The 25,556-nt window shown below is 70.5% G+C and carries 24 protein-coding genes; 10 read left to right on the top strand and 14 right to left on the bottom strand.

The genetic code is table 11. The annotated features are described in order from the left end of the window. Window positions 1-63 precede the first annotated feature (63 nt). Window positions 64-972 (bottom strand): LysR family transcriptional regulator, encoded by a 909-nt coding sequence (locus tag OG698_RS25635; RefSeq protein ID WP_406105679.1) that lies wholly within the window; start codon window positions 970-972, stop codon window positions 64-66. A gap of 161 nt (window positions 973-1,133) precedes the next feature. Between OG698_RS25635 and OG698_RS25630 the strand changes: the two genes are divergently transcribed. From OG698_RS25630 to OG698_RS25620, 3 genes are all read left to right on the top strand, one after another. Next, a complete protein-coding gene (locus tag OG698_RS25630; RefSeq protein ID WP_406105677.1) occupies window positions 1,134-2,621 on the top strand; it encodes a purine-cytosine permease family protein in 1,488 nt (495 codons plus the stop codon). Between the two features lie 101 nt (window positions 2,622-2,722). Further along, window positions 2,723-3,229, top strand: a complete 507-nt coding sequence (locus OG698_RS25625) for a hypothetical protein (RefSeq protein ID WP_406105676.1) — start codon at window positions 2,723-2,725, stop codon at window positions 3,227-3,229. Window positions 3,230-3,371: 142 nt separating this feature from the next. Beyond that, a complete protein-coding gene (locus OG698_RS25620) occupies window positions 3,372-4,637 on the top strand; it encodes a serine hydrolase domain-containing protein (protein WP_406105674.1) in 1,266 nt (421 codons plus the stop codon). A 101-nt stretch (window positions 4,638-4,738) separates the two neighbouring features. Here the strand turns inward: OG698_RS25620 and OG698_RS25615 are convergent, their stop codons facing one another. Then, window positions 4,739-5,500 (bottom strand): phosphoglyceromutase, encoded by a 762-nt coding sequence (locus OG698_RS25615; RefSeq protein ID WP_406105673.1) that lies wholly within the window; start codon window positions 5,498-5,500, stop codon window positions 4,739-4,741. Between the two features lie 199 nt (window positions 5,501-5,699). Here OG698_RS25615 and OG698_RS25610 point away from each other — a divergent pair, with 199 nt between their 5' ends. After that, window positions 5,700-6,974: an MDR family MFS transporter gene (locus tag OG698_RS25610; RefSeq protein WP_406105671.1), complete on the top strand. Its 1,275-nt coding sequence runs from the start codon at window positions 5,700-5,702 to the stop codon at window positions 6,972-6,974. Between the two features lie 31 nt (window positions 6,975-7,005). Here OG698_RS25610 and OG698_RS25605 read toward each other — a convergent pair whose 3' ends face one another. From OG698_RS25605 to mshA, 3 genes are all read right to left on the bottom strand, one after another. Next, entirely contained in the window at window positions 7,006-8,625 is a 1,620-nt protein-coding gene (locus OG698_RS25605; RefSeq protein ID WP_406111273.1) for a glycosyl hydrolase family 28-related protein, read from the bottom strand. Between the two features lie 188 nt (window positions 8,626-8,813). Then, complete coding sequence (locus tag OG698_RS25600) at window positions 8,814-9,308, bottom strand: YbjN domain-containing protein (RefSeq protein ID WP_406111271.1); 495 nt, start codon at window positions 9,306-9,308, stop codon at window positions 8,814-8,816. Between the two features lie 7 nt (window positions 9,309-9,315). Then, window positions 9,316-10,665: a D-inositol-3-phosphate glycosyltransferase gene (gene mshA / locus OG698_RS25595; RefSeq protein ID WP_406105669.1), complete on the bottom strand. Its 1,350-nt coding sequence runs from the start codon at window positions 10,663-10,665 to the stop codon at window positions 9,316-9,318. A 185-nt stretch (window positions 10,666-10,850) separates the two neighbouring features. Here mshA and OG698_RS25590 point away from each other — a divergent pair, with 185 nt between their 5' ends. The 3 genes from OG698_RS25590 (at window position 10,851) to OG698_RS25580 (ending at window position 14,544) form a co-directional block, all read left to right on the top strand. After that, window positions 10,851-11,645 (top strand): class I SAM-dependent methyltransferase, encoded by a 795-nt coding sequence (locus tag OG698_RS25590; protein WP_326775135.1) that lies wholly within the window; start codon window positions 10,851-10,853, stop codon window positions 11,643-11,645. A gap of 222 nt (window positions 11,646-11,867) precedes the next feature. After that, window positions 11,868-12,929 carry an NlpC/P60 family protein gene (locus tag OG698_RS25585; protein ID WP_406105667.1) on the top strand — a complete coding sequence of 354 codons (1,062 nt, stop codon included), beginning with the start codon at window positions 11,868-11,870 and terminating at the stop codon, window positions 12,927-12,929. Between the two features lie 274 nt (window positions 12,930-13,203). Further along, window positions 13,204-14,544, top strand: coding sequence for a PP2C family protein-serine/threonine phosphatase (locus OG698_RS25580; RefSeq protein ID WP_406105666.1), 1,341 nt, complete (start codon window positions 13,204-13,206; stop codon window positions 14,542-14,544). Window positions 14,545-14,587: 43 nt separating this feature from the next. Here the strand turns inward: OG698_RS25580 and OG698_RS25575 are convergent, their stop codons facing one another. From OG698_RS25575 to OG698_RS25560, 4 genes are all read right to left on the bottom strand, one after another. Continuing rightward, window positions 14,588-14,929, bottom strand: coding sequence for a DUF2516 family protein (locus tag OG698_RS25575; protein ID WP_100595782.1), 342 nt, complete (start codon window positions 14,927-14,929; stop codon window positions 14,588-14,590). A 128-nt stretch (window positions 14,930-15,057) separates the two neighbouring features. Continuing rightward, window positions 15,058-15,654, bottom strand: a complete 597-nt coding sequence (locus tag OG698_RS25570; RefSeq protein WP_406105664.1) for a hypothetical protein — start codon at window positions 15,652-15,654, stop codon at window positions 15,058-15,060. A gap of 28 nt (window positions 15,655-15,682) precedes the next feature. Continuing rightward, the gene (locus tag OG698_RS25565) at window positions 15,683-16,111 is read right to left on the bottom strand and encodes a helix-turn-helix domain-containing protein (protein WP_406105662.1); all 429 of its coding nucleotides are present in this window, start codon (window positions 16,109-16,111) and stop codon (window positions 15,683-15,685) included. Window positions 16,112-16,219: 108 nt separating this feature from the next. Continuing rightward, on the bottom strand, window positions 16,220-16,669 hold the full coding sequence (locus OG698_RS25560; protein ID WP_406105661.1) for a helix-turn-helix transcriptional regulator: 450 nt from the start codon (window positions 16,667-16,669) through the stop codon (window positions 16,220-16,222). A gap of 122 nt (window positions 16,670-16,791) precedes the next feature. Here OG698_RS25560 and OG698_RS25555 point away from each other — a divergent pair, with 122 nt between their 5' ends. The 3 genes from OG698_RS25555 to OG698_RS25545 all read left to right on the top strand — a co-directional run bounded on the left by OG698_RS25555 (window position 16,792) and on the right by OG698_RS25545 (window position 19,381). Beyond that, the gene (locus tag OG698_RS25555; RefSeq protein ID WP_406105659.1) at window positions 16,792-17,277 is read left to right on the top strand and encodes a MarR family winged helix-turn-helix transcriptional regulator; all 486 of its coding nucleotides are present in this window, start codon (window positions 16,792-16,794) and stop codon (window positions 17,275-17,277) included. A 146-nt stretch (window positions 17,278-17,423) separates the two neighbouring features. Further along, a complete protein-coding gene (locus tag OG698_RS25550; RefSeq protein WP_406105657.1) occupies window positions 17,424-18,869 on the top strand; it encodes an MFS transporter in 1,446 nt (481 codons plus the stop codon). Window positions 18,870-18,916: 47 nt separating this feature from the next. Continuing rightward, window positions 18,917-19,381, top strand: a complete 465-nt coding sequence (locus OG698_RS25545) for a TIGR03618 family F420-dependent PPOX class oxidoreductase (protein WP_406105655.1) — start codon at window positions 18,917-18,919, stop codon at window positions 19,379-19,381. 11 nt (window positions 19,382-19,392) lie between these two features. On the opposite strand, the gene OG698_RS25540 is transcribed toward OG698_RS25545, so the two are convergent. The 5 genes from OG698_RS25540 to OG698_RS25520 form a co-directional block, all read right to left on the bottom strand. Next, window positions 19,393-21,501 carry a HelD family protein gene (locus OG698_RS25540; protein WP_406105654.1) on the bottom strand — a complete coding sequence of 703 codons (2,109 nt, stop codon included), beginning with the start codon at window positions 21,499-21,501 and terminating at the stop codon, window positions 19,393-19,395. Between the two features lie 63 nt (window positions 21,502-21,564). Continuing rightward, the gene (locus tag OG698_RS25535) at window positions 21,565-22,197 is read right to left on the bottom strand and encodes a TetR/AcrR family transcriptional regulator (RefSeq protein ID WP_406105653.1); all 633 of its coding nucleotides are present in this window, start codon (window positions 22,195-22,197) and stop codon (window positions 21,565-21,567) included. 335 nt (window positions 22,198-22,532) lie between these two features. Next, window positions 22,533-23,609 (bottom strand): phosphotransferase, encoded by a 1,077-nt coding sequence (locus tag OG698_RS25530; RefSeq protein ID WP_406105651.1) that lies wholly within the window; start codon window positions 23,607-23,609, stop codon window positions 22,533-22,535. 255 nt (window positions 23,610-23,864) lie between these two features. Next, entirely contained in the window at window positions 23,865-24,605 is a 741-nt protein-coding gene (locus OG698_RS25525; protein WP_406105650.1) for an HAD family hydrolase, read from the bottom strand. After that, window positions 24,605-25,489: a GntR family transcriptional regulator gene (locus tag OG698_RS25520; protein WP_406105648.1), complete on the bottom strand. Its 885-nt coding sequence runs from the start codon at window positions 25,487-25,489 to the stop codon at window positions 24,605-24,607. Before OG698_RS25520 ends, OG698_RS25525 begins: the two co-directional genes overlap by 1 nt. Between the last annotated feature and the right edge of the window lie 67 nt (window positions 25,490-25,556).

Here is a 25,556-nt window from a genome sequence, read left to right as displayed (position 1 = left end):
CGTACAACAGATCTTTTAGCGCTACTGCATTTGTTTTGGAGATGCTCGGCCTGAGCTGGTCGTTCAGGCGCGCAAAGCCTCCCTGCAGGCCGTCGCGAACGCCTGCGCGCGGCCTGTCAGACGGACCCCGCGCAGCTTCGCCAGGACGACGGGGAGCGCGGGCAGGGGGTCGGCGAGCGGCAGGGCGACGACGCTCGACCCGTCGTAGGTGCGGTCGTGCGCGGGCCTCTGGTTGAGCAGCGACCAGCCGTATCCGGCGGCGACCAGGGCGCGCACGGTCTCGTAGCTACGGGTGCGGTGGCTGATGCGCGGTTCGACGCCGGCCTTGGCCGCGACGGAGCGGAAGTAGTCGCGGCTCGCGGGCAGGTCGAGCAGGATCATCGGCTCGTCCGCGAGGTCGGCGAGACGGGCCCGGCCACCGCCCGCGAGCCGGTGCCCCTCGGGGACGAGGGCATAGGGCGGGGCCATCGCGAGGACCTCGCACTCGATGTCGGCGTCGAGATCCATGTCGTAGAGCAGCGCCAGTTCGCAGGCGCCCGTGCGCAGGCTCTCCTGCACGGCCGGGATGTCGCCCTCGACGACCTCGACGCGTACGGCGGGCTGGCGCTCGCCGAACTCCCTCAGCAGGCGGGGCAGATAGAACGGGGCGAGGGTCTGGAAGCAGCCCACGGCCAGCTCGCCGACGAGGTCGGCGCCCAGGCTCCTGGCCGACTCGGCGAGCTCGTCGGCGTGCGTGAGGAAGCCGCGCAGCTCGTGCAGGAACTGCTCCCCCGCGGCCGTCAGCTCCAGGCCCTTCGCGTGCCGGCGGATCAGGAGCTGCACGCCGAGCTCGCGCTCCAGATGGTGCACGGCGGTGGAGACCGCGGACTGCGAGACGTTGATGCGGTGCGCGGCGGCGGTCATGCTGCCGAGCTCGGCGGCGGCGAGGAAGTACCGCAGCTGCACGAGGGTGAAGTTCGCGTCCTTGGCCATGGCGGGATTGTGCCCCGGGCGCCCGCGAGCTGTCTGCATCTCGAAATCAGATGTAACTCCCGGGAAATCGATGTTTGACCGTTGACCGAAACCGTCGCGAGACTCCCCCGACCGACGCCGCCCCCGTACTCCCCCCGCCCCGCCCAGACAGGGAGTCCCACATGACAGACCCGTCCCCGTCCCCGTCCCCTGCTGCTTCCGCTTCCGCATCTCCCTCGGTGGAGCAGCACACCATCGACCACGTCCCCGAGAACGAGCGCCACGGCCGCGTCCGTGACCTGTTCACGATGTGGTTCGGCACGAACATCGCGCCGTTGCCGCTGGTCACCGGCGCCATGGGCGTCCAGGTGTTCCACCAGTCGTTCTGGTCCAGCGTCCTCGCGATCCTGGTCGGCCAGCTCGTCGGCGCCGTCTTCATGGCGCTGCACTCGGCGCAGGGCCCGCAGCTCGGCGTCCCGCAGATGATCCAGAGCCGGGCGCAGTTCGGCAGCGTGGGCGCCCTGCTGATCGTGGTCGTGGCGGCGGCGATGTACATCGGCTTCTTCGCCTCGAACATCATCCTGGCCGGCAAGTCCCTGCACGGCCTCGCGCCCGCGGTGCCGGTCGACGCGGGCATCGTGCTCGGGGCGCTCGGCTCGGCCCTGATCTGCTGGGTCGGCTACCGCCTCATCCACACCCTCAACAAGATAGCGACGTGGGTGCTCGGTGCGGGCGTACTGGTCGGCCTCGCCGTGGTGGTCGGGCGCGGCCTGCCCGACGGCTTCTTCTCAGCGGGCTCCTTCACGTTCGCGGGCTGGCTCGCGACGGTGTCCCTGAGCGCCCTGTGGCAGCTGGCCTTCGCCCCGTACGTCTCCGACTACTCGCGCTACCTGCCGCGCACCGTCCGTACGGCGTCGACCTTCTGGGCCACGTACTGGGGTTCGTGTCTCGGTTCGATGCTGCCTTTCCTCGCGGGCACGGTGATCGGCCTCGCGTCGCCCGGCACGGACGACACGGTGGCGGGCTTCGACAGCGCGGCGGGCGCCTTCGGGCCGGTCGTGCTGCTCCTGTTCCTCTTCTCGGTCATCAACCACAACGCGCTCAACCTCTACGGCGCGGTGCTGTCGCTGATCACCATCTGCCAGACGTTCCGCCCCGCGTGGACCCCACGCCAGAGGGCACGCGGCGTCGTCTCCGCGGTGGTCCTCGTGGCCGCGCTGATCATCGCGACGGCCCTGTCCAGCGACTTCGTCTCCAGCTTCGTGAACCTCGTACTGGTCCTGCTCGTCGTCCTCGTCCCCTGGACAGCGATCAACCTGATCGACTTCTACCTCGTCCACCGCGGGCGCTACGCACTCGGCGACCTCTTCGCACCCGACGGCGGACGCTACGGCCGCTTCAACCCGGTGGCCCTGACGTCGTACGCGATCGGCATCGCGGTCCAACTCCCCTACGTCGCCACGTCGCTGTACACGGGCCCACTGGTAGCTCCCCTCGGCGGCGCGGACCTGTCGTGGCTCGTGGGACTGGTGGTGACGGCGCCGGTGTACTACGTGTGGGCGCGGAGGGTGGCGGTGCGGGGCGAGAGCGATGTGACGGAGACGGGGACCGAGTCGGGGACGGAGACGGAGTCGGGGGTGACGCCGGAGTCGACTTCTGCGAGCGCATGACAGCGACCGCGTGACGGCGACCGGCTGAGCCGCGCGCCGGTGTCTGAGAGGCTGAGGCGACGCATCCGGCCAACACGCCACGGGGAAAGGTGGGTTCATCGATGCTCCCCATGCGAGGGATGTCCGCCGGCGCGCAGGTCCTCGCAGCCTTCGTCGTGCTCACCGGCTGCTCGGGCGGCACCGCACGTGATGCGGATGCGCGTCCGCAAGTCCCCAACTGGAAGTCGGGCGTGGCCCCCAACGAGGTCGGCGACCTGATGCACGTACAGATCCCCGCTGACGCCACGGACCGGCGTGCCGGCTGTCAGGACGGGTTTCAGGACGACGGGCTTCTTCTGTCCTTTACGTTGCGAACCGCGCGCGTCGACGCGTTCCTGGACCGGCTCGCCCCCGAGCAGCCTCTCACCCACCGCGCAGAGCCCCTGACGCACTCGGTGAAGCCCATGACGCCGTTCGCGCACCTCGGGCTCAAGGAGCCGGAGACGCTTGCGGATGTGCGCGGTGGACCCGTGTGCGCGCCCTGCGCCGGCGAGCTGAACTCCCTTGGGGTGGCCGTGCATCCGGTCGGTGCGGGGAGCAGCCGGGTCTATCTGCGCGGGGTCGGCTGACGGGGCCGGCACGCCCGCCCCGGCCGGGCATCGCCTTGTGCCCGTTGGCCCCTGCCCGCTCGACGCGACCGGGTACTCATGTCGACCTACGATGGTCGTGGGGTTTTGTCCTTCGGGTCTTCCTCTTGGCTGGAGCACGCCCATGACGCACTCGACCGGACGGATGCGCAGGGGGGCCGTGACCGTCACCGCGGTCGGAATGCTGATGCTGCCGGCCGCGAGTGGGGCCGCGTTCGGGACAACGGCATCCGTTGCCGCCGCCGTCACGGCCACCGACCCGCCCTCCCCGTCCGATTCCGGGTCGGCAGCTGCGGGCCAGGTCCAGAAGCTCACTCCCGCCGTGGAGAAGGAACTCGACGCGGCCGTGCAGAAGGTCATGCGTGAGGCCAATGTGCCGGGCGTGACCTTCGGCGTGTGGACGCCGGACAAGGGCGAGTACGTGAAGTCCTTCGGTGTCGCCGACAAGAGCACCGGCCAGAAGATGTCGCCCGACCTGCACACGCGTATCGGCAGCGAGACCAAGACGTTCACCGTCACGTCGATCCTGAAGCTGGTCGACGAGAAGAAGGTCGGCCTGGACGACCCGATCGGCAAGTACGTCGACGGGGTCCCCAACGGCGACGAGATCACCATCCGCCAGCTCGCCGAGATGCGCAGCGGACTCTTCAACTACTCGGAGGACGAAGACTTCTACAAGGCGCTGACGTCCGATCCGGAGCGGCCGTTCACGCCGCAGCAGCTCCTCGACTACTCGTTCAAGCACCCCGTGCTGTTCTCGCCGGGCGAGAAGTTCTACTACTGCAACACCAACCTCATCCTGCTCGGCCTCGTCGTCGAGAAGGAGAGCGGCCGGCCCCTCGACGAGTACATCAAGGACAACATCCTCACGCCCGCCGGCATGAAGCAGACGCTGTTCCCGACCGGCAACGAGTTCCCGGAGCCGCACGCGCAGGGCTACACGAACCAGACCGCGAGCGGGAAGACCGAGGACTCGACCGACTGGAACCTGTCCTGGGGCTGGGCGGCAGGCGCGATGATCTCCACCCTCGACGACCTGCGGATCTGGGCACCCACGGTCGCGACCGGCACGTTCCCCAACGGCGACACGATGATCAGCCCCGCCACGCAGAGGCAGCGCCTCATCACCCCGAAGACCACGATCCCGGGCGCGGGCTACGGCCTCGGCATCTTCAACGTCCAGGGCTGGATAGGCCACAACGGCTCCCTGCCGGGCTACGAGTCCCTGACGATCTACCTGCCGTCGGCCAAGGCGACCCTCGTGGTGGTCCTGAACACGGACATCGACCACGACAACTCGGAGCCGAGCACCCTCGTCGGCCAGGCGATCACCAAGATCATCTCCCCGTCCAACGTCTTCAACCTCCCGGCACAGCCGGCGGCGCAGTGACGAACTCCGGGGTGACGCCCGGGACACGGCCCACCCCATGAAAATGCCCCTGAGCCGCGCAGAACGCGCAGCTCAGGGGCAAGATCGTACGAGCAGCTCCGCTACTTCTTCTTACCCTGGTTCTTGACCGCCTCGATCGCCGCCGCGGCCGCGTCCGGGTCCAGGTAGGTGCCGCCCGGGTTCAGGGGCTTGAAGTCCGCGTCGAGTTCGTAGGACAGCGGGATGCCCGTCGGGATGTTCAGGCCCGCGATGTCGGCGTCGGAGATGCCGTCGAGGTGCTTGACCAGGGCGCGCAGGCTGTTGCCGTGGGCCGCTACCAGGACCGTCTTGCCGTCCAGGAGGTCCGGGACGATGTCGTCGAACCAGTAGGGGAGCATGCGGACGACGACGTCCTTGAGGCACTCCGTCTGCGGGCGCAGCTCCGGCGGGAGGGTCGCGTAGCGCGCGTCGTTGAACTGGGAGTACTCCGCGTCGCGGGCCAGCGGCGGCGGCGGGGTGTCGTACGAGCGGCGCCAGAGCATGAACTGCTCCTCGCCGAACTCGGCCAGCGTCTGTGCCTTGTCCTTGCCCTGGAGCGCACCGTAGTGCCGCTCGTTCAGGCGCCACGAGCGGTGGACGGGGATCCAGTGGCGGTCCGCGGCCTCCAGCGAGAGCTGGGCCGTGCGGATCGCACGCTTCTGGAGCGAGGTGTGTACGACATCGGGGAGCAGGCCTGCGTCCTTGATCAGCTCACCGCCGCGGACTGCCTCCTTCTCGCCCTTCTCGTTGAGATTGACGTCCACCCAACCGGTGAACAGGTTCTTCGCGTTCCATTCGCTCTCGCCGTGGCGGAGGAGGATCAGCTTGTACGGTGCGTCGGCCATGGCTCCGAGCCTAATCCAAGCCTCCGGCACCCGGCGCGCCCGGTCACGGGCCGGACGGTACGGGTCCGACGGGACGGAGACGGGTCCCGCCGACGATTGACGGCCGCCGTCAATTGAGTGGCTCCCCCGGCCCCCTCCCCCGTAAGTTTCGGATACCAGCTGCGCCGCTTACCAGCACTCCCAGGGGGGATCCGTCCCGATGTCCGTCACCGCTCTCAGACGGGCCGCACACGAGAGTGTGTCCGGTCTGCCGCGCCAGTTCTGGTGGCTGTGGACCAGCACCCTGATCAACCGCCTGGGCGGCTTCGTCCTCACGTTCATGGCGCTGTACCTGACCACCGAGCGCCACTTCTCCGCGTCGTTCGCGGGTCTCGTCGCCGCGCTCATCGGGCTCGGCGGAATGATCGCGTCGGTGCTCGGCGGGGTGCTCGCGGACCGGATCGGGCGGCGGCCCACCCTCCTCACGGCGCAACTCGCGACCGCCGCGACCGTCGCCGTCCTCGCCTTCGTGCGCGACCCCGCCGGGATCGCGGTGACCGGCTTCCTGCTCGGCGTCGCCTCGAACGCGTCGCGGCCCGCCGTGCAGGCGATGATGGCCGACATCGTCGCGCCGAAGGACCGCGTGCGGGCGTTCTCGCTCAACTACTGGGCCATCAACCTCGGCTTCGCCGTCTCCTCCGTCTACGCCGGTTTCCTCGTCGCCGCCAGCTACGCCGCCGGCTTCCTCCTCGAGGCCGCGATGACGCTGGCCTGCGCGGTCCTGGTGTTCGTGAAGGTGCCCGAGTCGCGGCCCGAGCGCGCCGACCCGAAGCCCGACGCGGCGCCCGTCGCCGACGTGACGATGCTGACCGTCCTGCGCGACGGCCGGTACATGCTGATGGTCGGCCTCTCGTTCCTCATCTCCGTCGTCTTCACGCAGTCCTCGTCCGGGCTGCCCATCGTCATGGGGCAGGCGGGGCTGAGCAGTTCGGACGTCGGGCTCGTCGCCGCCGTCAACGGCATCGTGATCGTGGCGCTGCAGATCCCGCTCACCCGCTTCATCGAGAAGCGCGACGCGGGCCGACTGCTGACGGTCTCCTCGCTCCTCATCGGCTACGGCTTCGCGCTCACCGCGTTCGCCGGGTCGATGGCCGCGTACGCCCTGATCGTCGTCGTGTGGACCCTCGGCGAGATGGTCAACGCACCCACGCAGTCCGGCCTCGTGGCGCGGCTCGCCCCGACCCACGGGCGCGGCCGCTACCAGGGCATGTACGCGATGTCGTGGTCGGTGGCGGCCCTGGTCGCCCCGCTCGCGTCGGGCGTGACGATCGACCGGTTCGGCGCGGAGTGGCTGTGGGCGGGCTGCGCGGCGCTCGGGACGGTCGCGGCGGCCGGGTACTGGATCCTGATGCGGGGGCTGCCCGCGGAGGAACACCCCGTCACACCCGTCACCAGCCCCGAGAAGACCGGGACCGAGCCCGAGCTCACCGCCTGACACTCACCGCCCGACACTCACCGCCCGACGTTCACTGCCTGACCGACGACCGCTGCGCGTCGTACAGGTTCCACGGCCGGACCGTGTCCGACACCCCGTCGCCGTACAGCTCGAGCCGCGCATGCAGGTCGCCGGTGAAGTCCGGGACATCGATCTGGTCGAACTCGCGGACCGTGTTGACGGCGACGGTCGCGCTGTACGGCGCGAGTCCGTCGAGGCGCATCAGCCCGGCGCGCTGGTTCGTGACGCGGATGTTCCAGTGTGCGAAGCGCGCGCCGAAGAGCGGTCCCGCCGACGCGTCGCCGCCGTGCCGGCCGTCGTTGTTCACCGTGATGTCGGTGCGTACGTTCGCGAAGGGCATGCCGCGGTGCGAGTCGAACGCGCCCATCTCCATCTCGCCGCGCGACCACACGTTGTACGACGACAGGCCCTCGACGTTGATGCCGTGCAGCTGCGTGCCCGCGGGGGCGGGGACGGTGCGCTGCTCGATCGTGAACGACTCGACGAGGTTGTCGTGGGAGCCCTCTCGGCAGAAGTACGGGTGGTGCGAGCCGCGGCCCGCGACGCGGGTGCGGCGCAGGGTGCAGGCGGACGCGGCGACCAGGCCGAAGCCGTTGTCGACGTGGCGGACGGTGACGTCGTCGGCCCAGCAGTCGTACGCGCACTGGAACGCGACGCCGTTGTAGCCCTTGTCGAGGAGGTGCTGGGACTGCGGGGTCTCGACCGCTTCGAGGGTCAGCGCCTCGACGCCCGAGCCGGTCAGGGCGCCGGCGTGCGTGGTCAGCCGCGGGTCCCACTCCGGGCGTACGTCGAGGGGGAGCGGGCGTTCGAAGGTGACGCGGCGGCCGTGCACGGATTCGATCCGTACGGGCCATTCGTAGGGGACGTACGAGGTCAGCTTGGTCTTGTCGTCCCAGAAGTACGCCTCGGGGCCGGGGCCGCCGCCCGCCATGTGTTCGAGGAGGGTGTGCCCGGGGTCGTCGGCGAGGCGCAGGAGGACCAGGTCGCCGCGCGAGAGGCGGGTCGCGTCGGCGACCGTCACCGACCAGGAGCCGCGGGTGGCCGGTTCGACCGCCGTCAGCGTGTCCCACTCGTCGCGCTTGTTGCCCGTCCAGCCCTCGAAGGGCCAGGCCTTCGCCCTGATCGCGTCGGTCAGGGTGCGGAAGCGGTCCTCGGGGCAGAGCCAGACCAGGCCGCCCGCCCAGGACCAGCTGGACTTGTCGCCGCCGTAGCGGGAGCCGTAGACGCCGATGAGTTCGGTGAGGCTGCGGGTCGCGTACAGCTTGGTGCGGGTGCTGCCCGCGCCGCGCAGGACGACGCCGGAGTGGCCGATGCGGATGAGGTCGTCGATGCGGTACCTGCCCGGGGGCAGTTGGACCGTGCCCCCGCCGGCCCGTCCGGCGTCGGCGAGGGCACGGTTGATCGCGGGGGCGGCGTCGGCCGAGCCGTCGGGCCGGGCGCCGTAGTCGCGTACGACGTCGGCGACGACGCGGGGGCGGGCGAAGCCGTGCCGGCCCACGCGGTATCCGGCCCGGCCGACGTACGGGATCTGCGGGTGCGTATAGGGGGTGCGGGTGAACTCGTGCCAGATGGGCGGCACTTCACCGGACCGGGCCGTGGCGGCCCGCGCGCCGGTTCCCGTCGCCGTCATGGCCGCCACCGCGATCGCGCTGCCCAACAACCCGCGTCTGCTGAGGTTCTCCACCGCCGCCACCCTCCACACGATTCCATACGTTCAACTATGTGAACGTTGTTCATGTCCGCGTCGGTCGCGAGCATGCCACGGCGACCCCCGCGGCGGAAGGGGGCATGCAACAGTCAACGGGCGGGAGGGAAGGGCTATTTGGTGGGGCGCTGGGTCAGATTCGTGAACGCGTCAAGGTTGCGCGTGGACTCCCCGCGCGACACCCGCCAGGCGTACTCGCGGCGGATCGCGCTCGCGAAACCGAGCTCGAGGAGCGTGTTGAACGCGCCGTCCGCGGCCTCCAGGACCGAGCCGAGGAGGCGGTCGACCTCGTCCGGGGTGACGGCCGCGAGGGGCAGCTTGCCCGTGAGGTAGATGTCGCCGAGCTGGTCGACCGCGTAACTCACGCCGTACAGACGGAGGTTGCGCTCCAGGAGCCAGCGGTGGACGCCCTGCTCGTTCTCGTCCGGGTGCCGGATCACGAACGCGTTCAGCGAGAGCGAGTGCTTGCCGACGAGCAGCGAGAGCGTCGTCGACAGCTTGCGCGTCCCGGGCAGCTTCACGACGTACGACGAGCCGGGCTCGGGGCTCTCCCACTCGAGCTCGGCCTCGGTGAGGACCTGCTCGATGACCGCCGCCGCGCCGGCCATGGTGCTGTCAGCCATGCAGCGAGGGTACGTGACGGGGGTGGCGGTGCTCGTAGGTGGCCGCCGTGTACACATCGGCCGTCGCGGAGGCCGCCGTGTCCCAGCCGAAGCCCTGCGCGTGCGCCGCCGCCGCGGCGCCCATGCTGTCCACAAGCTGTGGATGATCGGCGAACTGGCCGAGCCGGCGCGCGTACGCCGTCGGGTCGTGGCCCGGGACCAGGAAGCCGGTCGACTCGTCGCGCACGGCGACGGGCAGACCGCCGACCGCGGCCGCGATCACCGGCGTACCGGCCGCCTGCGCCTCTATGGCGACGAGCCCGAAGGACTCGTTGTACGACGGCATGACGAGGACGGATGCCGCGCGGAACCAGTCCGCGAGCTGGTCCTGCCCGACCGGCGGGCGGAAGCGGACGACGTCGGCGATGCCGAGCTTGGCGGCGAGCTTGTGCAGCCCCTCCGGCTTGGCCAGACCGCTGCCGCTGGGGCCGCCCACGACGGGCACGACCATCCGCGAGCGCAGCTCGGGCCGCTCGTCGAGGAGGACGGCGACGGCCCTGAGCAGGATGTCCGGCGCCTTCAGGGGCTGGATACGGCCCGCGAACAGCGGGATGAGGGCGTCCTGGGGCAGGTCGAGGCGGTGCCGGGCGGCGGCGCGGCCGTCGGCGGGGCAGAAGCGCTCCAGGTTCACGCCGGGGTGGACGACCGCGACCTTGCCGGCGTCGGCCTCGTAGTGGCGGACGAGCTCGTCGGCCTCCTCCGCGGTGTTCGCGATGAGGCGGTCGGCGGCGCGGACGACCTGGGTCTCACCGATGACGCGCGCGGCGGGCTCGGGGGTGTCGCCCTCGGCGAGCGCGGCGTTCTTGACCTTGGCCATGGTGTGCATGGCGTGCACGAGGGGGACGCCCCAGCGCTCGGCAGCCAGCCAGCCGACGTGACCGGAGAGCCAGTAGTGCGAGTGGACGAGGTCGTAGTAGCCCGGCCGGTGGCCCGCCCACGCCTGCATCACGCCGTGCGTGAAGGCGCACAGCTGGGCCGGCAGCTCCTCCTTGGCGAGGCCCTCGTACGGGCCCGCGTCCACGTGCCGGACCAGGACACCGGGCGACAGCTCGACGGACGGGGGCAGCGTGCCGGTCGTGGCGCGCGTGAAGATCTCGACCTCGATGTTGATCGCGGCGAGGCGCTTGGCGAGCTCGACGATGTAGACGTTCATGCCGCCCGCGTCGCCCGTGCCGGGCTGATGGAGCGGTGACGTGTGCACGCTCAGCATGGCGACCCGACGCGGTCTGCGGTGCGCGCCGGGCAACCTGAGCCGCTGGGACGAGGCCCCGGAACGGCGGAGCCTGGACACGTACTGGCTCACGTGGCGGTCCTCCTTGCTGCGGGCACGGCTTCGGGGGCCCGTCACCGCGGGCGCGGAGCCCGGGCGCGAACCCTCCTTCTGCGGCTGCAACACCTGATCTCTCCGCTCCATTTCCGTTTTGCCGAATCATTACCGTCGGGGACTCAACCCCGGGACCGCGGACCCGGGCGCATACCCTCGTAGCCATGAGCCCGCGCCCCCCGTCCCGCCCCGTGGGAACGGTCACACGCGGGACCACCAACCCCAATCGCCTGCGCCGCATGGACCGCTGGATCGCGGCCACGCACGGCGCCGCCCTGCGCCGCGCCGACCACCCCGTCGCCGTCGACCTCGGCTACGGCGCCGCGCCCTGGACCGCGGTGGAACTGCTCCAACGGCTGCGCACCGTGGCGCCACGCACGCGTGTGGTGGGCATCGAGATCGAGCCCGCGCGGGTCGCCGCCGCCCTCCCCTACGAACGGGACGGCCTCACCTTCCGGCACGGCGGCTTCGAGGTGCCCCTCCCCCACGACCCGCTCCTGATCAGGGCCGCGAACGTGCTGCGCCAGTACGACGAGGACCAGGTCGCCGAGGTCTGGCGGCGGCTGACCGCGCGGCTCGCGCCCGGCGGGCTCCTGGTCGAGGGGACCTGCGACGAGATCGGCCGCCGCCACGTGTGGGTGGCGCTCGGGCCGGAGGGCCCGCGCACGGTCACCTTCGCGACGCGCCTCGGCTCCCTCGACCGCCCCTCAGACCTCGCCGAGCGCCTCCCCAAGGCGCTGATCCACCGCAATGTGCCGGGCGAGCCGGTCCACGCCTTCCTGCGCGACTTCGACCGCGCCTGGGCGGCGGCCGCCCCCTACGCCTCGTACGGGGCGCGGCAGCGCTGGATCCGGACGGCACGGGCGCTGAGCGCGGACTGGCCGGTGCTCGACCGGCCCGCGCGGTGGCGGCAGGGGGAAGTGACGGTCGCCTGGGGGGCGTTGGCGCCACGGGGCTGACGACGAACCGCCCGGAGCCGGAGGGAACGATCTCGCAGGGTCGTACGTCAGACGATGCGGGAAGGGGCGTACGGGGCTGAGGGGACGGGCCGGGAGCGGATGGGGAGTTGTTGCCCGGGTCTGTCACATTCGGCGCCGCCATGGCACCATCCCCAGGGCATCCGTAAGTTACTGACGGTAAATCAGTTCTGGCGAGTCTTCACTGCTTGGGGGCGGAGCGCGATGAGCAAGCGGACCACGACAGTCATGGCGGCCGTGGCACTGGTCAGCGCGATGACCGTACTGACGGCGCCGGGCGCCGCGTACGCGAGTCCCGCGCGGCCCGCGCCGCCGTCAACGGCAGACAGAGGCCCGGACCTCGAGGCGGTCCGCGCCAAGCTCGACGGGCTCTACCACGACGCGGCCGTCGCCACGGAGGCGTACAACGCGGCCGAGGAGAAGGCCCGGAAGCAGTCGGGACAGATCGTCCAGCTGGCCAAGGACATCGTCGCCGGCCAGAAGAAGCTGGACCGGCTGAAGTCCCGCGCGGGCGCCGCGGCCCGCCAGCAGTACCGCAACGGCGGGATGCCGCCGGAGGCGCAGCTGATGCTCTCGGACAACCCCTCGCGGTTCCTGGACGGCGCGGACCGGATGCGGCAGGGGCAGCACGCCACCAAGGGACTCATGGGCGAGCTGACCCGGACGCAGGAGGACCTGCAGACGTACGCCCAGGACGCCACGCGGAACTGGAAGAAGCTCGAGGCCAACCGCATGGAGAAGGCCCGGGCGCAGAAGAAGATCAAGAGCAAGATCGCGGAGGCCGAGAAGCTCGAGTCGCAGCTCGAGAAGAAGGAGCGGGAGCGCCTGAAGCAGCTGGAGCAGCAGGCCGAGTACAAGCAGCAGACGGCCTGGCTCAGCTCGGGGGTCCTCAAGGACATCAAGGGCAGCGCGTCGGCGCGGGGCAAGAAGGCGGTCGCGTTCGCCACCGGCCAGCTCGGCAAGCCGTACGTGTGGGGCGCCGAGGGACCCGGCTCGTACGACTGCTCGGGCCTGACCTCGCAGGCCTGGTCGGCGGCCGGACGGCCGATCCCGCGGACCTCGCAGGAGCAGTGGAAGCAGCTCAAGCACATCGACATCAAGGACATGCGTCCCGGCGACCTGATCATCTACCACGACGACGCCAGCCACGTCGGGATGTACATAGGGGACGGCGCGATCGTCCACGCCCCCCGGCCCGGGCGGAACGTCACGGTCGCGGGCGCGGGCTCCATGACGATTCTCGGGGTCGTCCGCCCCGACGCGTAAAGGTCCGCGCGGGGCCGGTTGTCGTGAGCTGGGCCACGTGACCCACCGCACTCCGATGCCTCCGGTTGCAGTGAAACGACGTGACCTTCGTCATCCCCGAAAGGGCCGATGGGCCCTTTGGCGTGCCCAATTCCGTTAGTTGATGCGGCATATGACAGTGGCGGTTTGCCTCTCACCATTCCGTTGCCGGGCCGCCTACCGCTAAGGTCCACCGTCGGTGGTGCGACGATCCTTCGCTCCACCACGCCCTCGGGGGGAGGGAAGGAACCGAGCGATGCCCGTACCCGTACCGCGGCAGAGAGCGATCCCGGCCGTGGAAGGTGGTCAGGCTCCGACTGTGCCGACGCCGCCGCCCGTCACGCTGCCCCGGCAGCCCACGGCCTCCGGCGCCCAGAGCGGCGGAGGTGGCCCTCTGACGCTCCTCGTCATCGAGGACGACCCCACCGCCTCCCTCGGCGTGCCCGAACTGACCGACTCGGCGGGCAAGCCGATCCGCGTCCGTACCGCCCGCAACCTCACCGAGGCCGAGCGGCTCCTCACCGACGACGTCCACTGCATCCTGCTCGACCTCGCCCTGCCCGCGCCCGGCGCGGCCACGGACACCGACGAGCTGGAGACACTCCGGCACGTCCTGCGTCTCGCGCCGCGGCACGCCGTCCTCGCCCTCACCGCATCCGGTGACGCCGAGCGCGGCGCCGAGGCCGTGCGCGTCGGCGCCCAGGACTATCTGTTCCGCGACGAGCTGGACGGCCGCCTCCTCGGCCGCGCAGTCCGCTACGCCGTCGAGCGCAGGCGCGCCGACGTCGCCCAGCGCAAGCTCGCCGAGTCCCGCCTGCGCGCCCAGGAGAACGCCCGCCTGGAGCGCGGCCTGCTCCCGACGCCGCTCCTGGACGGCTCCCCGCTGCGCTTCGCGGCCCGCTACCGCCCCGGCCGCTCCCGCGCGCTGCTCGGCGGCGACTTCTACGACGCCGTCCGTACGCCCGACGGCACAGTGCACGCCATGATCGGCGACGTCTGCGGGCACGGCCCCGACGAGGCGGCGCTCGGCGTCGAACTGCGCATCGCCTGGCGAGCGTTGACGTTCGCCGGCCTGTGCGGCGACGAACTGCTCTCGACGCTCCAGCAGGTCCTCGAACACGAGCGGTCGGACGACGAGATCTTCGCGACGCTGTGCACGGTCGACATCTCCCCCGACGGGCGCCGCGCGGGCCTGTGCCTGGCCGGGCACCCGTCGCCGCTGATCTCCCGTCCGACGTACTCCCGGGTCCCCGGCTCCGCCCGCGTCGCCGGGACCCCGACCGCCGAGCTGCTCCCGTACGAGGACAACGGCCCGGCGCTCGGTCTGCTGCCGCGCGCCCGCTGGCCGCGCCGCCAGGTGGAGCTCGGCCCGACGTGGAGCCTGATGCTCTACACGGACGGCCTGATCGAGGGGCGGGTCGGCGACGGCAAGCAGCGCCTCGGCCAGGACGGCATGGTGGACATGGTGCGCCGCAGGCTGGCGGAGGGACTGCGCGGCGAGGAACTCATCGACGCGACGGTGAACGAGGCCCGCGACCTCAACGGCGGCGACCTCACGGACGACGTGGCCGTCGTCCTCCTGGACCGGGGGAAATAGCCCCTGAACCGGGGCGCTGACCGCGCCCCGGGAGCCGGAGGGCTCAGCGACCGCCGTTGTACGGGCCGTACGGACCGTCGCTGCTGGAGCCGCCGCCACGGCGGCCCCGGCCGCCGCCCGACACCTGCTGGAGCGCGGGCCGCACGTCCACGAAGAAGACGATCGTCGCGACGAGCCCCGCGAGCTGGAGGAACAGCATCGGGATCAGGAGATTCACCGCGACCGCGATACCGAGGATGATCAGCCAGAACATCTTGTTCTGCTTGTCCGCCGCGCGGAACGCGTCCTCGCGCGAGAACGCGGCCATCACCAGAGCAACCACCGCGAGCACGAGCATGGCGGTGTAGAGCAGCCACATCAAGCCGCCGAAAGCCGACATCAGCACAACGCCCACCACCCGAGTCAGATCAGTCCTACGCGGTCACCGTACCCGGTGAACGGGCCGGACACTCGGTAAGTGCCCGGCCCGCCCCTCGGTACGCTCCGTACCGCTTTCCTTACCCCGCCGTGCCGCTACTTCGCGGAGGGCGAGGTCTTCTTCACGGTCGTCGTCTTCTTGGCCGGGGTCTTCTTCGCCGCCACCGGCTTCGTGGCGGACGCATCGGCCGGCCGGGGCTTCGCGGCGGCCGGCTGGTCGGCCACGGCGACGGGCTCCGCCTCCGGCTCGACGGCCTCGGCGACCTCGAGAATCTCGTCGGCCGCCTCACCGCGCCAGGCCCGCACGGTCTCCTCGCCGTGCTCGGCGACCTTCTCGTACGTCTCGCGGGCCTTGACGGCGTACTCGGCGGCGACGCCGACACCGCGCAGCGCGAGGTCCTGAGCGGTCTCGCCGATCTTCTTCAGGTCGGTGTCGAGGGTGCCGAGCACCTCGTTGACCTTGGCCTGGATGACCGCCTGGGCCTCCTTGGCGCGGCCGGCCGCCTTCTCCTGAACGTCCTTCGGGTCGGTGTTGCGCACGGCCTCGAACCGGGCCGGGGCCTCGGCACGCAGCTGCTCCACGATGCCGGGCACCTTCTTCGCCTGCTGGTAGGCGAGCTCGGCCGTGCCGGCGGCGAAGTAGAGGGGGGTCGGGTTGCTGAGGGTCTTGCGCAGGTCGTCGGTGATGGCCATGGCGTGGTCCTCCCGGATCACATCGGCTTCAGCTTGAGGGTTCGGCACCGCTGTCCCCGGCCGTGCGGGGGCCGTCGGCGAGGTGTTCCTGACTGTTGTGCTGTGCCTCGGTCCCGTTCTCTTTCCTGAAGGACTCGTAGATCTGCAACAGCACTTGTTTCTGGCGTTCGTTGAGCGAGGAGTCGGCGAGGATGACGGCACGCGTCTCCACCTCTTCCCGGTCCCGCTCCGCATCGAGGATCCCGGCCCGCACGTACAGCGTCTCCGCGGAGATCCGCAGGGCCTTGGCTACCTGCTGGAGAACCTCCGCGCTCGGCTTGCGAAGACCGCGCTCGATCTGGCTCAGATACGGATTGGACACCCCGGCGGCATCGGCGAGCTGCCTGAGCGAGAGCTGCGCACTGCGGCGCTGCTCGCGCAGGTACTCACCGAGATTGCCGACGTTGAGCGATGCCATGTTCCGATAGTGCCTCGCCGGTGCTAACTATTGCAAGCGACTGCTTGCAATAGTGCGCCATGCCACCCGGAAGGCGGCGCGAGCCCGGCCCGACCCGAACGAAAGGCCCTACGCGCCAGGGCCCACTTCCGGTCCTCCGTCGAGGACCTGAGCACTGCCCACGGGTCCGTTCCTGACCGGCCTGGTGAGGATCTTGGCGACGCACGCGGGTATGACCGCGCCGGGCTCATGACCGCGGGCCCGGTACGCGCTCGGGGTCTCGCCGACCAGTTCGGTGAAGCGCGAGCTGAACGACCCCAGTGACGTACAGCCGACCTCGAAGCAGACCTCCGTCACGCTCAGATCACCCCGCCGCAGCAGCGCCTTGGCCCGCTCGACACGGCGGGTCATCAGATAGCTGTACGGGGTTTCGCCGAAGGCGGCACGGAAGCTGCGGGAGAAGTGGCCGGGCGACATGTGCGCGGCGCGCGCCAGGGCCGGGACGTCGAGGGGCTGCGCGTAGTCCCGGTCCATCATGTCCCGGGCCCGGCGCAGCCGTACGAGGTCATCGAGCGTCACGCTGCCAGCGTACGGCGGGGCCCGGGTCCCCGTACGGCCACTCGCCGTACCGCCCGCAAAGCCACGAGTGCGCAACCGCAACAGATAATCCGCAACGGATCAAATTCGCTACCCTGGCACTCATGACCTCCATGGCACCCACCCGCACCGAACCGGACCTCTCCTTCCTGCTCGACCGCACCAGCCATGTGCTGCGTACGCAGATGGCGGCGGCCCTCTCCGAGATCGGCCTCACGGCCCGCATGCACTGCGTACTGGTGCACGCACTCGAGGAGGAGCGCACGCAGGCGCAGCTCGCGGAGATCGGCGACATGGACAAGACCACGATGGTGGTGACGGTCGACGCCCTGGAGAAGGCGGGCCTCGCCGAGCGGCGCCCGTCCGCGCGGGACCGGCGGGCGAGGATCATCGCGGTCACGGAGAAGGGCGCGCAGGCCGCCGTGGAGAGCCAGGCCATCGTCGACCACGTCCACGAGGAGGCGCTCGGCTCGCTCCCCGAGACGGAGCGCGAGGTTCTGCTGCGAGCGCTGAACGCCCTGGTCGACGGCCACCTGGCCGCCCCGCCCGAGAGCACGCACCCGGCCCCCCGGAGGGCGCGCCAGCACTAGCCCCCACCCCTCCCAGCACCCCACTCCCCGACCCATCTCCACATGCGCCCGTAAAAGATAGTCTGCAACAAAACTATCTGCTACGGTCATTCCTGTTGGCCCGCAGCGGCTCCCGCAGTGGCCCTTTGATCAGGAGATGACCGTAAATGGCTGCCGTTTCCGCACCACTCCGCGCCCTTCCGGCGCTCCTCGCCCCCCAGCGCTCCCGGTGGCCGGCCCTCGGTGTCCTGGCCACGGGGATGCTGATGACGGTCCTCGACGGCAGCATCGTGACCGTGGCGATGCCGGCCATCCAGAGCGATCTCGGGTTCACCCCGGCCGGACTCAGCTGGGTCGTCAACGCCTACCTGATCGCGTTCGGCAGCCTGCTGCTGCTCGCCGGGCGGCTCGGCGACCTCGTCGGACGCAAGCGGCTGTTCCTCGCGGGCACGGTGGTCTTCACCGCGGCCTCGCTCCTGGCCGGCGTGGCCACGAGCCCCGAGCTCCTGATCGCCGCGAGGTTCCTCCAGGGCGTCGGCAGCGCGCTGGCGTCCGCCGTCAGTCTCGGCATCCTCGTCACGCTGTTCACCGAACCCCGCGAACGAGCCAGGGCCATCGCCGTGTTCAGCTTCACCGGCGCCGCCGGGGCCTCGATAGGGCAGGTCCTGGGAGGCGTGCTCACCGACGCGCTCAGCTGGCACTGGATCTTCTTCATCAACCTGCCCATCGGGCTCGCGGCCCTCGCGGTCGCCGTGCCCGCCCTGCCCCGCGACCGCGGCCTCGGGCTCAGGGCCGGCGCCGACACGGCCGGCGCGCTGCTCGTCACCGGCGGTCTGATGCTCGGGATCTACTCCGTCGTCAAGGTCGAGGAGTACGGCTGGACTTCGGCGCGCACGCTCGGGACCGGGGCCGTCGCCGCGCTGCTGCTCGCCGGGTTCTTCGTCCGGCAGGCCAGGGCCCGCACGCCGCTCATGCCACTGCGGATCCTGCGCTCGCGCAGCGTCGCCGGGGCCAACCTCGTCCAGATGCTGATGGTCGCCGCGCTCTTCTCCTTCCAGATCCTCGTCGCCCTCTACCTCCAGAACGTCCTCGGCTACGACGCCGCGGAAACCGGCCTCGCCATGCTCCCCGCGGCCGCCGTCATCGGCGCGGTCTCCCTCGGCGTCTCGGCCCGCCTGGGCGCCCGCTTCGGCGAACGGAACGTGCTGCTCACCGGGATCGTGCTCCTCATCGGCGTACTCGGACTCCTCACCCGCGTCCCCGTGCACGCGCACTACGCCACCGACATCCTCCCGGTGATGTTCCTCGCGGCGGGTTTCGGCCTCGCCCTGCCCGCGCTGACCTCGCTCGGCATGTCCGGGGCGAGCGAGGCCGACGCCGGGCTCGCCTCCGGCCTCTTCAACACCACCCAGCAGATCGGCATGGCCGTCGGCGTCGCCGTGCTCTCCACGCTCGCCGCCTCCCGCACCCGCTCGCTCACCGCGCACGGCGCCACCCGCGCCGAGGCCCTCACCAGCGGCTACCACCTGGCCTTCACGGTCGGTACGGGTCTGCTCGTCGCCGCGTTCCTGATCGCTTACGTGGTGCTGCGCAGGCCCCGCACGACGGCCTGATCAGCCCCACCCGCGCACCACCACAACACCCCACCGACGGAGGCGTCATGACAGCGAAGAGTGGCCCCGCACCCCGGATCCTCACCGACGAAGAGCTCCAACTGCTGCTCTCCCGCAGCCGGTTCGGAACGTTGGCGAGTGTCCGGCGCACCGGGCACCCGCACCTGTCCACCGTGCTCTACCACTGGAGCCCCGAGGAGCGCGTCGTGCGCGTCTCCACCACGGCCGACCGGCTCAAGGCCCGCCGACTGCGGACCGACCCGCATGCCGCGCTGCACGTCAGCGGCCCCGACGTGTGGTCCTTCGCGGTCGCCGAGGGCGAGGCCGAGGTGTCGGAGGTGACAGCCTCGCCCGGCGACGCCGTCGGACGCGAACTACTCGCCATGACACCGGGGTTCGACCACCCCGAGCAGGAGGCGGAGTTCCTTGCACAGCTGGTCGAGGAGCGCCGCGTGGTGATCAGGCTCCGCGTCTCCCGCCTCTACGGGACGGCGCTCGACATCCCGAAGTGAGCCCGGGCGGCTCAGGCCGCGTCCGGCCCGAACGGCAGTGGCCGGCTGTGCACGACGTCGAGGCGGGAGACCGCGCGGGTCAGGACGACGTACAGCCGGTGCAGGCCGCGGCGCTCGGCCTCGGCGACGGCGGCCGGCTCGACGGCGACGACATGGTCGTACTCGAGGCCCTTGGCGACAAAGGCCCCGAGGACGGTCACGCGAGCCCGCGGATCATCCGGCCCGCTCACCTCAATGCCCTTGCCGGTCAAGGCAGTTCGCAACAGCTGCACCGTCTCCTCGTCGGCCGCAACGACGCCCACCGACCCCTCGTACGCCAGCGCCTCGTGCACGGCGTCGACGGTCTCCGCGATGACGTCGCCCGTCTCACGAATCCTCAACTCGCCGTCCTGGCGCAGGGAACGGGCGGGCGGCACGTCCACGTCGAGGATGCCGAGGAGGCGGTTGGTGAGGGCGACGACCGCGCCGGGGACGCGGAACCCCGTCGTCAGGGGCGCGATCAGGGCGTCGGGCTTGCCCAGGTGGCCGAGCAGCTCGCCCCAGGTGCGGGCCGCCCACGGGGTGGTGCCCTGCGCGAGGTCGCCGAGGACGGTGAGCGAGCCGTACGCGGCGCGGCGGGCGATCGACCGGGCCTGCATCGGGGAGAGGTCCTGTGCCTCGTCGATGACGATGTGCCCGTATCCGGCGGGATGTTCGAGGAGCCCGGCGACCTCGTCGAGGAGTACGAGATCGGCCGCCGACCAGGAGGCCGAACGGAAGGAGCGCGGGGGTTTCGCCCACAGGATCGACCGCTGCTCGTCGGCGTCCAGGATCCCGTCCGCCGCGGCGGCGAGAGCGTCCGCGTCGCCGAGGAGCCCGGCGACGACCTCCTCCGGCCGCACCCTGGGCCACACCGCGTCGACGTACGCGCTCATCGGCCGCGCCCTGCCGACCTTCTGCAGCCAGAGGTTGTTCACCGGTCCCGACCTGCGTTCGGCCTGCTCCTGAAGGTGCCGCACGGCCCGACTGCGTACGCGCTCCCGCCCGATCGCGTACGGGGGCTCCTCCTCGCGTACACCCGCCACGATCCGCCCGAGCACGCCGGCCGGCACCCGCCAGCGGTACGAACCGTCCAAAATGGCGAGGGAGTCGGCGGCGGCCTCGGGCCGTACGCGGGAGTAGAGGGCGCGGTGCAGGACGTCGGCCATGCGGGCGTCGTGCTTCACGGCTGCCGCGGCTCCGGCGTCCTCGTACGTCCGCGCCCTGGCCACCGCCGTACTGCTCTCCTCGACGAGGATCTCCTCGATGGTGGACTGCCGCACGCCGCTCTCGCCGAGCGCGGGCAGCACCTCCGAGATGTAGGTGAGGAAGGTGCGGTTGGGGCCGAGGATGAGGAGTCCGCCGCGCTGGACGCGCTGAGGGTGGGTGTAGAGGAGGTACGCGGCCCGGTGCAGGCCGACCGCGGTCTTGCCGGTGCCGGGGGCGCCCTGCACACAGACCGAGGTGCCGAGATCGGCGCGGACGAGGTCGTCCTGGTCGGGCTGGATGGTGGCGGCGATGTCGCGCATGGGGCCGACGCGGGGGCGCTCGATCTCGCGGGCGACGATACGGCTGCCCTCACCGGAGCCAGACGTGGGAGCGGCACCGGACCCTTCCTCGGCCTCGCCCTCCACCGTGAGCCACTCGTCCTCCAGGCCCGTCAGATCGGCGGAGTCGCCCTTGCTGGCGGGGGCCCATCCGAAGCGGCGCCGGACCGCGACGCCTTGCGGTTCCTGGGGTCCGGCCTGGTAGAAGGCGCGCGAGACGGGGGCGCGCCAGTCGACGACGAGGGGCGGGGCGGCCGGGTGCTCACTGACGCGGCGCCGTCCTACGTGGTAGCTCTGCCCGGCGTGGTCGCCGTCACCGTCCGCGAAGTCGAGGCGCCCGAAGAAGAGCGGGACCTCGGGCAGTTCGTGCAGTTCCTTGGCCTTGCTGCGCAGCTGGTACCCGAGCACTTCGGCATCGGCCCCGGAGGCGGAGGCGTTCTCGCCGACGATCACCTGTTCGTCGGCGCCTTCGATCATCGCGGCGAGGGCGGCGCGGCAGAGGTCGTGGTGGTGGCGTTCCTGGACGAGGGCACGGAGATCGGCGGAAGCGGTCACCGGACGAGAATAACGCAACCAGGTAACGTTTTTTACCCGACTTCACGACCTGCGTGGCGAGCGCTATGCGCCACCCCCGGCTCCAAGCCCCCGCTCCAACTGCCGAAACCCCAGCTCGGCAGCCTCCACCGCATCCGGCCACACCGCGTCGGCGCTCTCTCCCTCGGCGATCCGCCGCCAGTTCTCCATGGCGAGAACCCGCTGTACGGCAAAGATCTGCCCGGCCCCGAGCGCCGCCCTGACCCCCTCGCCGAGCGCGCCCGCCAGGATCTTCTCCGACCGCTCCTGGTACCCGTACGCCCGCGCGACCAGCGACGGGGTGCCGTAGAGCAGCCGGTGAAAGGCGAGTACCGCGGGGTGGTCGTTCAGCCCGGTCACCGGATCGCGCCGCTCGAGCCCGTCGAGAAAGTGCGCCCGCAGCGCGGCGAGCGGGGTCACGCCCTCGCCCCGCCCGGCGACGACGCGCGCGGCCTCGTCCTCGTGATCGGCGAACCGGTGGAGGACCAGGTCCTCCTTGGTGGGGAAGTACCGGAAAAGGGTCGGCTTGGAGATCTCGACGGCGGCCGCGACCTCGGCGACGGACACCTTGTCGAACCCCTTCTCCAGAAACAGCCCGATGGCCGCCTCGGAGATCGCCTGATACATCCGCCGCTTCTTCCGCTCACGGAGGCCCATTGCACCGGTCTCGCCACTCATAGGGCGAAGGGTACGCAGAGCCGGCGGGCCCGCCTCACCGCGCCGGCGTCGCGGTCACGACTGCCGCCAGGGCGGAACGGAAGCAAGCGTCCAGAGGTCGTTGAAATGCTTGGTCCACATCGCGACGCCCTCCGCACCGTCCGCGCCCCGCCAGGACCTCGAACCGCGCCAGATCCTTCAGCCACGCGACACCTCTGCCATCGGCTCCCCCATCGCGCGCCACGCATCCCCCTTTACGCATCCCGTTTTACGCATCCCGTGCCGCCCATGGTCACCACCCCCGCGCGAAGGGGCGGGACAGCGGGCAGCACCGGCGCCGGTCCATGCGGCCGGCCTCAGCGGCCGGTGAGCCAGCGAGCCAGCCCTTCGGCGATCCGGGCAACGGAGGGGACGGACTCCAGACCCAAGGGGACAGCCGCCGCGGACACGATGCTCCGCAGTTTGACGGCCGTGAGCCAGAGCAGCGATCCGTCGCGGGCCGGCGAGGCACTGAGCTTCGTCGCGGACCTGATCACATCCGTGTACACCGACTGCGCCCTCTTGAAGTCGATCAGGAGCGGAAGGTCCTTCTCCCAGCCCTGGGAACTTCCCTTCCTGACGTCCTCGACACTGCTGCGCCAAGAGGTGATGACGCCGGACGCCTGCGCCTGCGGGTATCGCATGAGATACAGATGCGTTGCGAGGTCGTACAGGGGATCACCGAACATGGCCAGTTCCCAGTCGATCGCCCAGAGCCGCGATGACGGGTCCACGATCAGGTTCTCGCGGTGGAGATCCGCGTGCAGAAGACAGAAGGGCCGCTCCACCAGCCCCAGAACATGCTTCCGCAGGCGCGTGAAGGCTTCACCGTCCAGACCCAGGTGACCGAAGAGTCCGCCGAACCGCTCCAGGTTCTTTTCGTATACCTGCTTTTCGGTGAACCTGATCAGCCGCTCCAGGAATTCAGCGGAGTCCCCGTCCGGCGCCTGGTCCTCTTTTGTGCACTTTCTGGCAATGGAGAGCGAATCGGGTCGCACCTCGGCCATTTCGCGAAACAGGGTGCCCAGCTGTCCGCTCAGATCCGAGGGCGCGGGCTCCCCTCTTTTCTCCAGGGACCCGAGCGTGCTGCCCTCGATGAACTGCTGCAGCCTGGCACCTTCGACCTCGACGACCTCGGGAATGCGTGAGACGCGCCCCGCCAGGGCGTCGAGCAGGGCTTCCTCCGATTCGAAGCACCGGCGGTCGAACCAGAAGAGGCCGCTGCGAGGTTCCCGGCACTTCCACCGACCGGTCCGGGACAGGTCACCCGTACACAGAAAAGGGAGGACATATGTTTCATGGTGGTAACCCTTGAGCGGACCTTCGATTGACTGTTCGCCACCACTCAATGCGACAGCACGTCGCCAGGCTGTCGTGGTCGGGTCCGTTGCCATCGCCCATTCTTTCGCCAGGAGTAGCACCAGCGTTATTGAAGAGGAGGAGTACGGTACTCCGCCAGGCGGCAGCATCCCAGAACCCACTCACGTACCACTCGCGCCGTCCGTGCGAAATCGCTGACTGAACGCGCCGGGCAGCGGCCTGACCGGAGCTGAGTGGAGCAGTGGCCTGACCCGTCGCCTCCCGCTCCGCGATCACATTCCAGACGGAGTCGCACCATGCGTGCATGCTCCAAGAGGCGCCTGAAGCCGTCAGCCCCGCTCCCGCAACACCCCCAGCACCGGCTCCAAGGACGACACCACCACCTCCGCTCCCGCCTCCCTCAGGACCTTTGCCTTGCGGTCGTTGCGGGCGTAGCCGAGGAACGCGATGCCCGCCGCTGTGGCCGCTTCGAAGTCCGAGGGGGTGTCGCCGATCATCAGGGACGTTTCGGGGGTCGCCCCCAGGGCGCCGAGGGCGCGTTGTACGCAGTGCGGGTGGGGCTTCAGGAGGTGGAGGTCCTGGGTCCGGCCGTAGATGTGCGGGGCGAAGCAACTGGTGAGGCCGCGCGTGGCCAGGTAGCGGGACGCCACCGCCGGGGAGTTGTTCGTCGTGACGGCCAGGTGGGCGCCCACCGCGAACCACGTCCTGATCAGCGGGTCGGCGTACTGCGTGGGCCACGCCGAGGCCACCGCCGTGAGCTCCTGCTGGGTGAGGCGCTCCTCCAGCTCGACGACCAGGTCGCTGCCGGGGCGCCGGCGGTCGACGGCGCGCAGGACGGCGTGCGGGTCCGGTTCCGCGCGCTCCTCCTCGGTGAGCAGACCGTGCAGCCCGCGCTCCTCGAGCCACCGCACCTGTTCGACGGCCACCCGCTCCGCGGAGTGCCCGGCGAAGAGCCGGCAGATCGGCCCGTCGAAGTCGAAGAGCACGAAGCGCGCCCTTTTGATCAATTCCCGCAGTGATTCCGTCGCTTCAGCCACCGGAACAGTCTGCTTCGTTGCATCAGAAGTCACTAGGAGAGTGTCAGGTCCGTGGTGATGGTTTCCCAGAGGGCGTCGAACCACTTCTGCGATTCCTCCACGAACGCCGTGTCCCGCTGCCCGGCCCGCTTCTCGAACGAGAACAGCAGCGACTCCGTGCCGAGCGTGTCGTACATGTCGAGCGTGCCGCTCTCGATCTCCTCCTCGCGCCGCGTGACCAGGTAGTACGAGAGGAGCGCCTCATTCCCGTTGAGCAGGTAGAGCTTGACCGGCGGAGTGAAGGGCAGCGCACGGAACGTGACCCGTACGTCGATGCCGTGCGAGGACCGCAGCGAACGCAGATTGTGGCGCAGGACCTGGCCCTGCGCGTTGCGCTGGTCGAGCCAGCGCTGGTGCACGACATCACCCTCCCCGGCTCCGGCGTCCTCGACCGATACGGGGAAGGCGAGATTGATGTCCTTGCCCGGCAGCAGGATGCGCACGTCGACCGAGTCGGGGCGTATACGGCCCTCGTGGATGAAGCGCAGCGGCTCGCCGAGCGCCAGCATCAGGGTCTCCGCGGTGAGGCAGACGGCGTCGATCCGCACCTGCGGCGACGCGAACGCCTCGGACAGGCGCGGCGCCAGGCCGACCATCGTGCGCTGCGGTTCGTCGCGGGCCGGGGCCTGCTCGGCGATCCTCGGCGGGCTGCCCTTGCTCACGTTGCTGAGCAGGCCGTCCTCCTGGAGGGAGCGCAGGGCCTGGCGTACGGCGCCGCGCTCCACGCCGAACTCCTCGGCCAGCTCCGCCTGCGTCGGCAGCCGCTCGCCCGCGCGCAGCTCACCCACCTTGATGCGCTCCCGCAGGACGTCGGCGATCTCCTGTGGTGAGGACCTTCTGCTGCCGTTCACTGCAACGCTCTCCTGGGTCACAACCAAACGCTACAACTAACCATCACTTGGCGGGAGTTGTTGAGGAGTTGTTTATCGACCTCGACCAAGTGGG

It is taken from the genome of Streptomyces sp. NBC_01003, from assembly GCF_045162695.1.
Lineage (GTDB): Bacteria > Actinomycetota > Actinomycetes > Streptomycetales > Streptomycetaceae > Streptomyces.
This window is presented reverse-complemented; position numbering and strand designations above follow the sequence as displayed.

Bases quoted from the DNA above. Each gene is read 5' to 3' on its own strand.
- OG698_RS25635 (WP_406105679.1), bottom strand. From the start codon at position 972: ATGGCCAAGGACGCGAACTTCACCCTCGTGCAGCTGCGGTACTTCCTC.
- OG698_RS25630 (WP_406105677.1), top strand. From the start codon at position 1,134: ATGACAGACCCGTCCCCGTCCCCGTCCCCTGCTGCTTCCGCTTCCGCA.
- OG698_RS25625 (WP_406105676.1), top strand. From the start codon at position 2,723: ATGCTCCCCATGCGAGGGATGTCCGCCGGCGCGCAGGTCCTCGCAGCC.
- OG698_RS25620 (WP_406105674.1), top strand. From the start codon at position 3,372: ATGACGCACTCGACCGGACGGATGCGCAGGGGGGCCGTGACCGTCACC.
- OG698_RS25615 (WP_406105673.1), bottom strand. From the start codon at position 5,500: ATGGCCGACGCACCGTACAAGCTGATCCTCCTCCGCCACGGCGAGAGC.
- OG698_RS25610 (WP_406105671.1), top strand. From the start codon at position 5,700: ATGTCCGTCACCGCTCTCAGACGGGCCGCACACGAGAGTGTGTCCGGT.
- OG698_RS25605 (WP_406111273.1), bottom strand. From the start codon at position 8,625: ATGACGGCGACGGGAACCGGCGCGCGGGCCGCCACGGCCCGGTCCGGT.
- OG698_RS25600 (WP_406111271.1), bottom strand. From the start codon at position 9,308: ATGGCCGGCGCGGCGGCGGTCATCGAGCAGGTCCTCACCGAGGCCGAG.
- OG698_RS25590 (WP_326775135.1), top strand. From the start codon at position 10,851: ATGAGCCCGCGCCCCCCGTCCCGCCCCGTGGGAACGGTCACACGCGGG.
- OG698_RS25585 (WP_406105667.1), top strand. From the start codon at position 11,868: ATGAGCAAGCGGACCACGACAGTCATGGCGGCCGTGGCACTGGTCAGC.
- OG698_RS25580 (WP_406105666.1), top strand. From the start codon at position 13,204: ATGCCCGTACCCGTACCGCGGCAGAGAGCGATCCCGGCCGTGGAAGGT.
- OG698_RS25570 (WP_406105664.1), bottom strand. From the start codon at position 15,654: ATGGCCATCACCGACGACCTGCGCAAGACCCTCAGCAACCCGACCCCC.
- OG698_RS25565 (WP_406105662.1), bottom strand. From the start codon at position 16,111: ATGGCATCGCTCAACGTCGGCAATCTCGGTGAGTACCTGCGCGAGCAG.
- OG698_RS25555 (WP_406105659.1), top strand. From the start codon at position 16,792: ATGACCTCCATGGCACCCACCCGCACCGAACCGGACCTCTCCTTCCTG.
- OG698_RS25550 (WP_406105657.1), top strand. From the start codon at position 17,424: ATGGCTGCCGTTTCCGCACCACTCCGCGCCCTTCCGGCGCTCCTCGCC.
- OG698_RS25545 (WP_406105655.1), top strand. From the start codon at position 18,917: ATGACAGCGAAGAGTGGCCCCGCACCCCGGATCCTCACCGACGAAGAG.
- OG698_RS25535 (WP_406105653.1), bottom strand. From the start codon at position 22,197: ATGAGTGGCGAGACCGGTGCAATGGGCCTCCGTGAGCGGAAGAAGCGG.
- OG698_RS25530 (WP_406105651.1), bottom strand. From the start codon at position 23,609: ATGGCAACGGACCCGACCACGACAGCCTGGCGACGTGCTGTCGCATTG.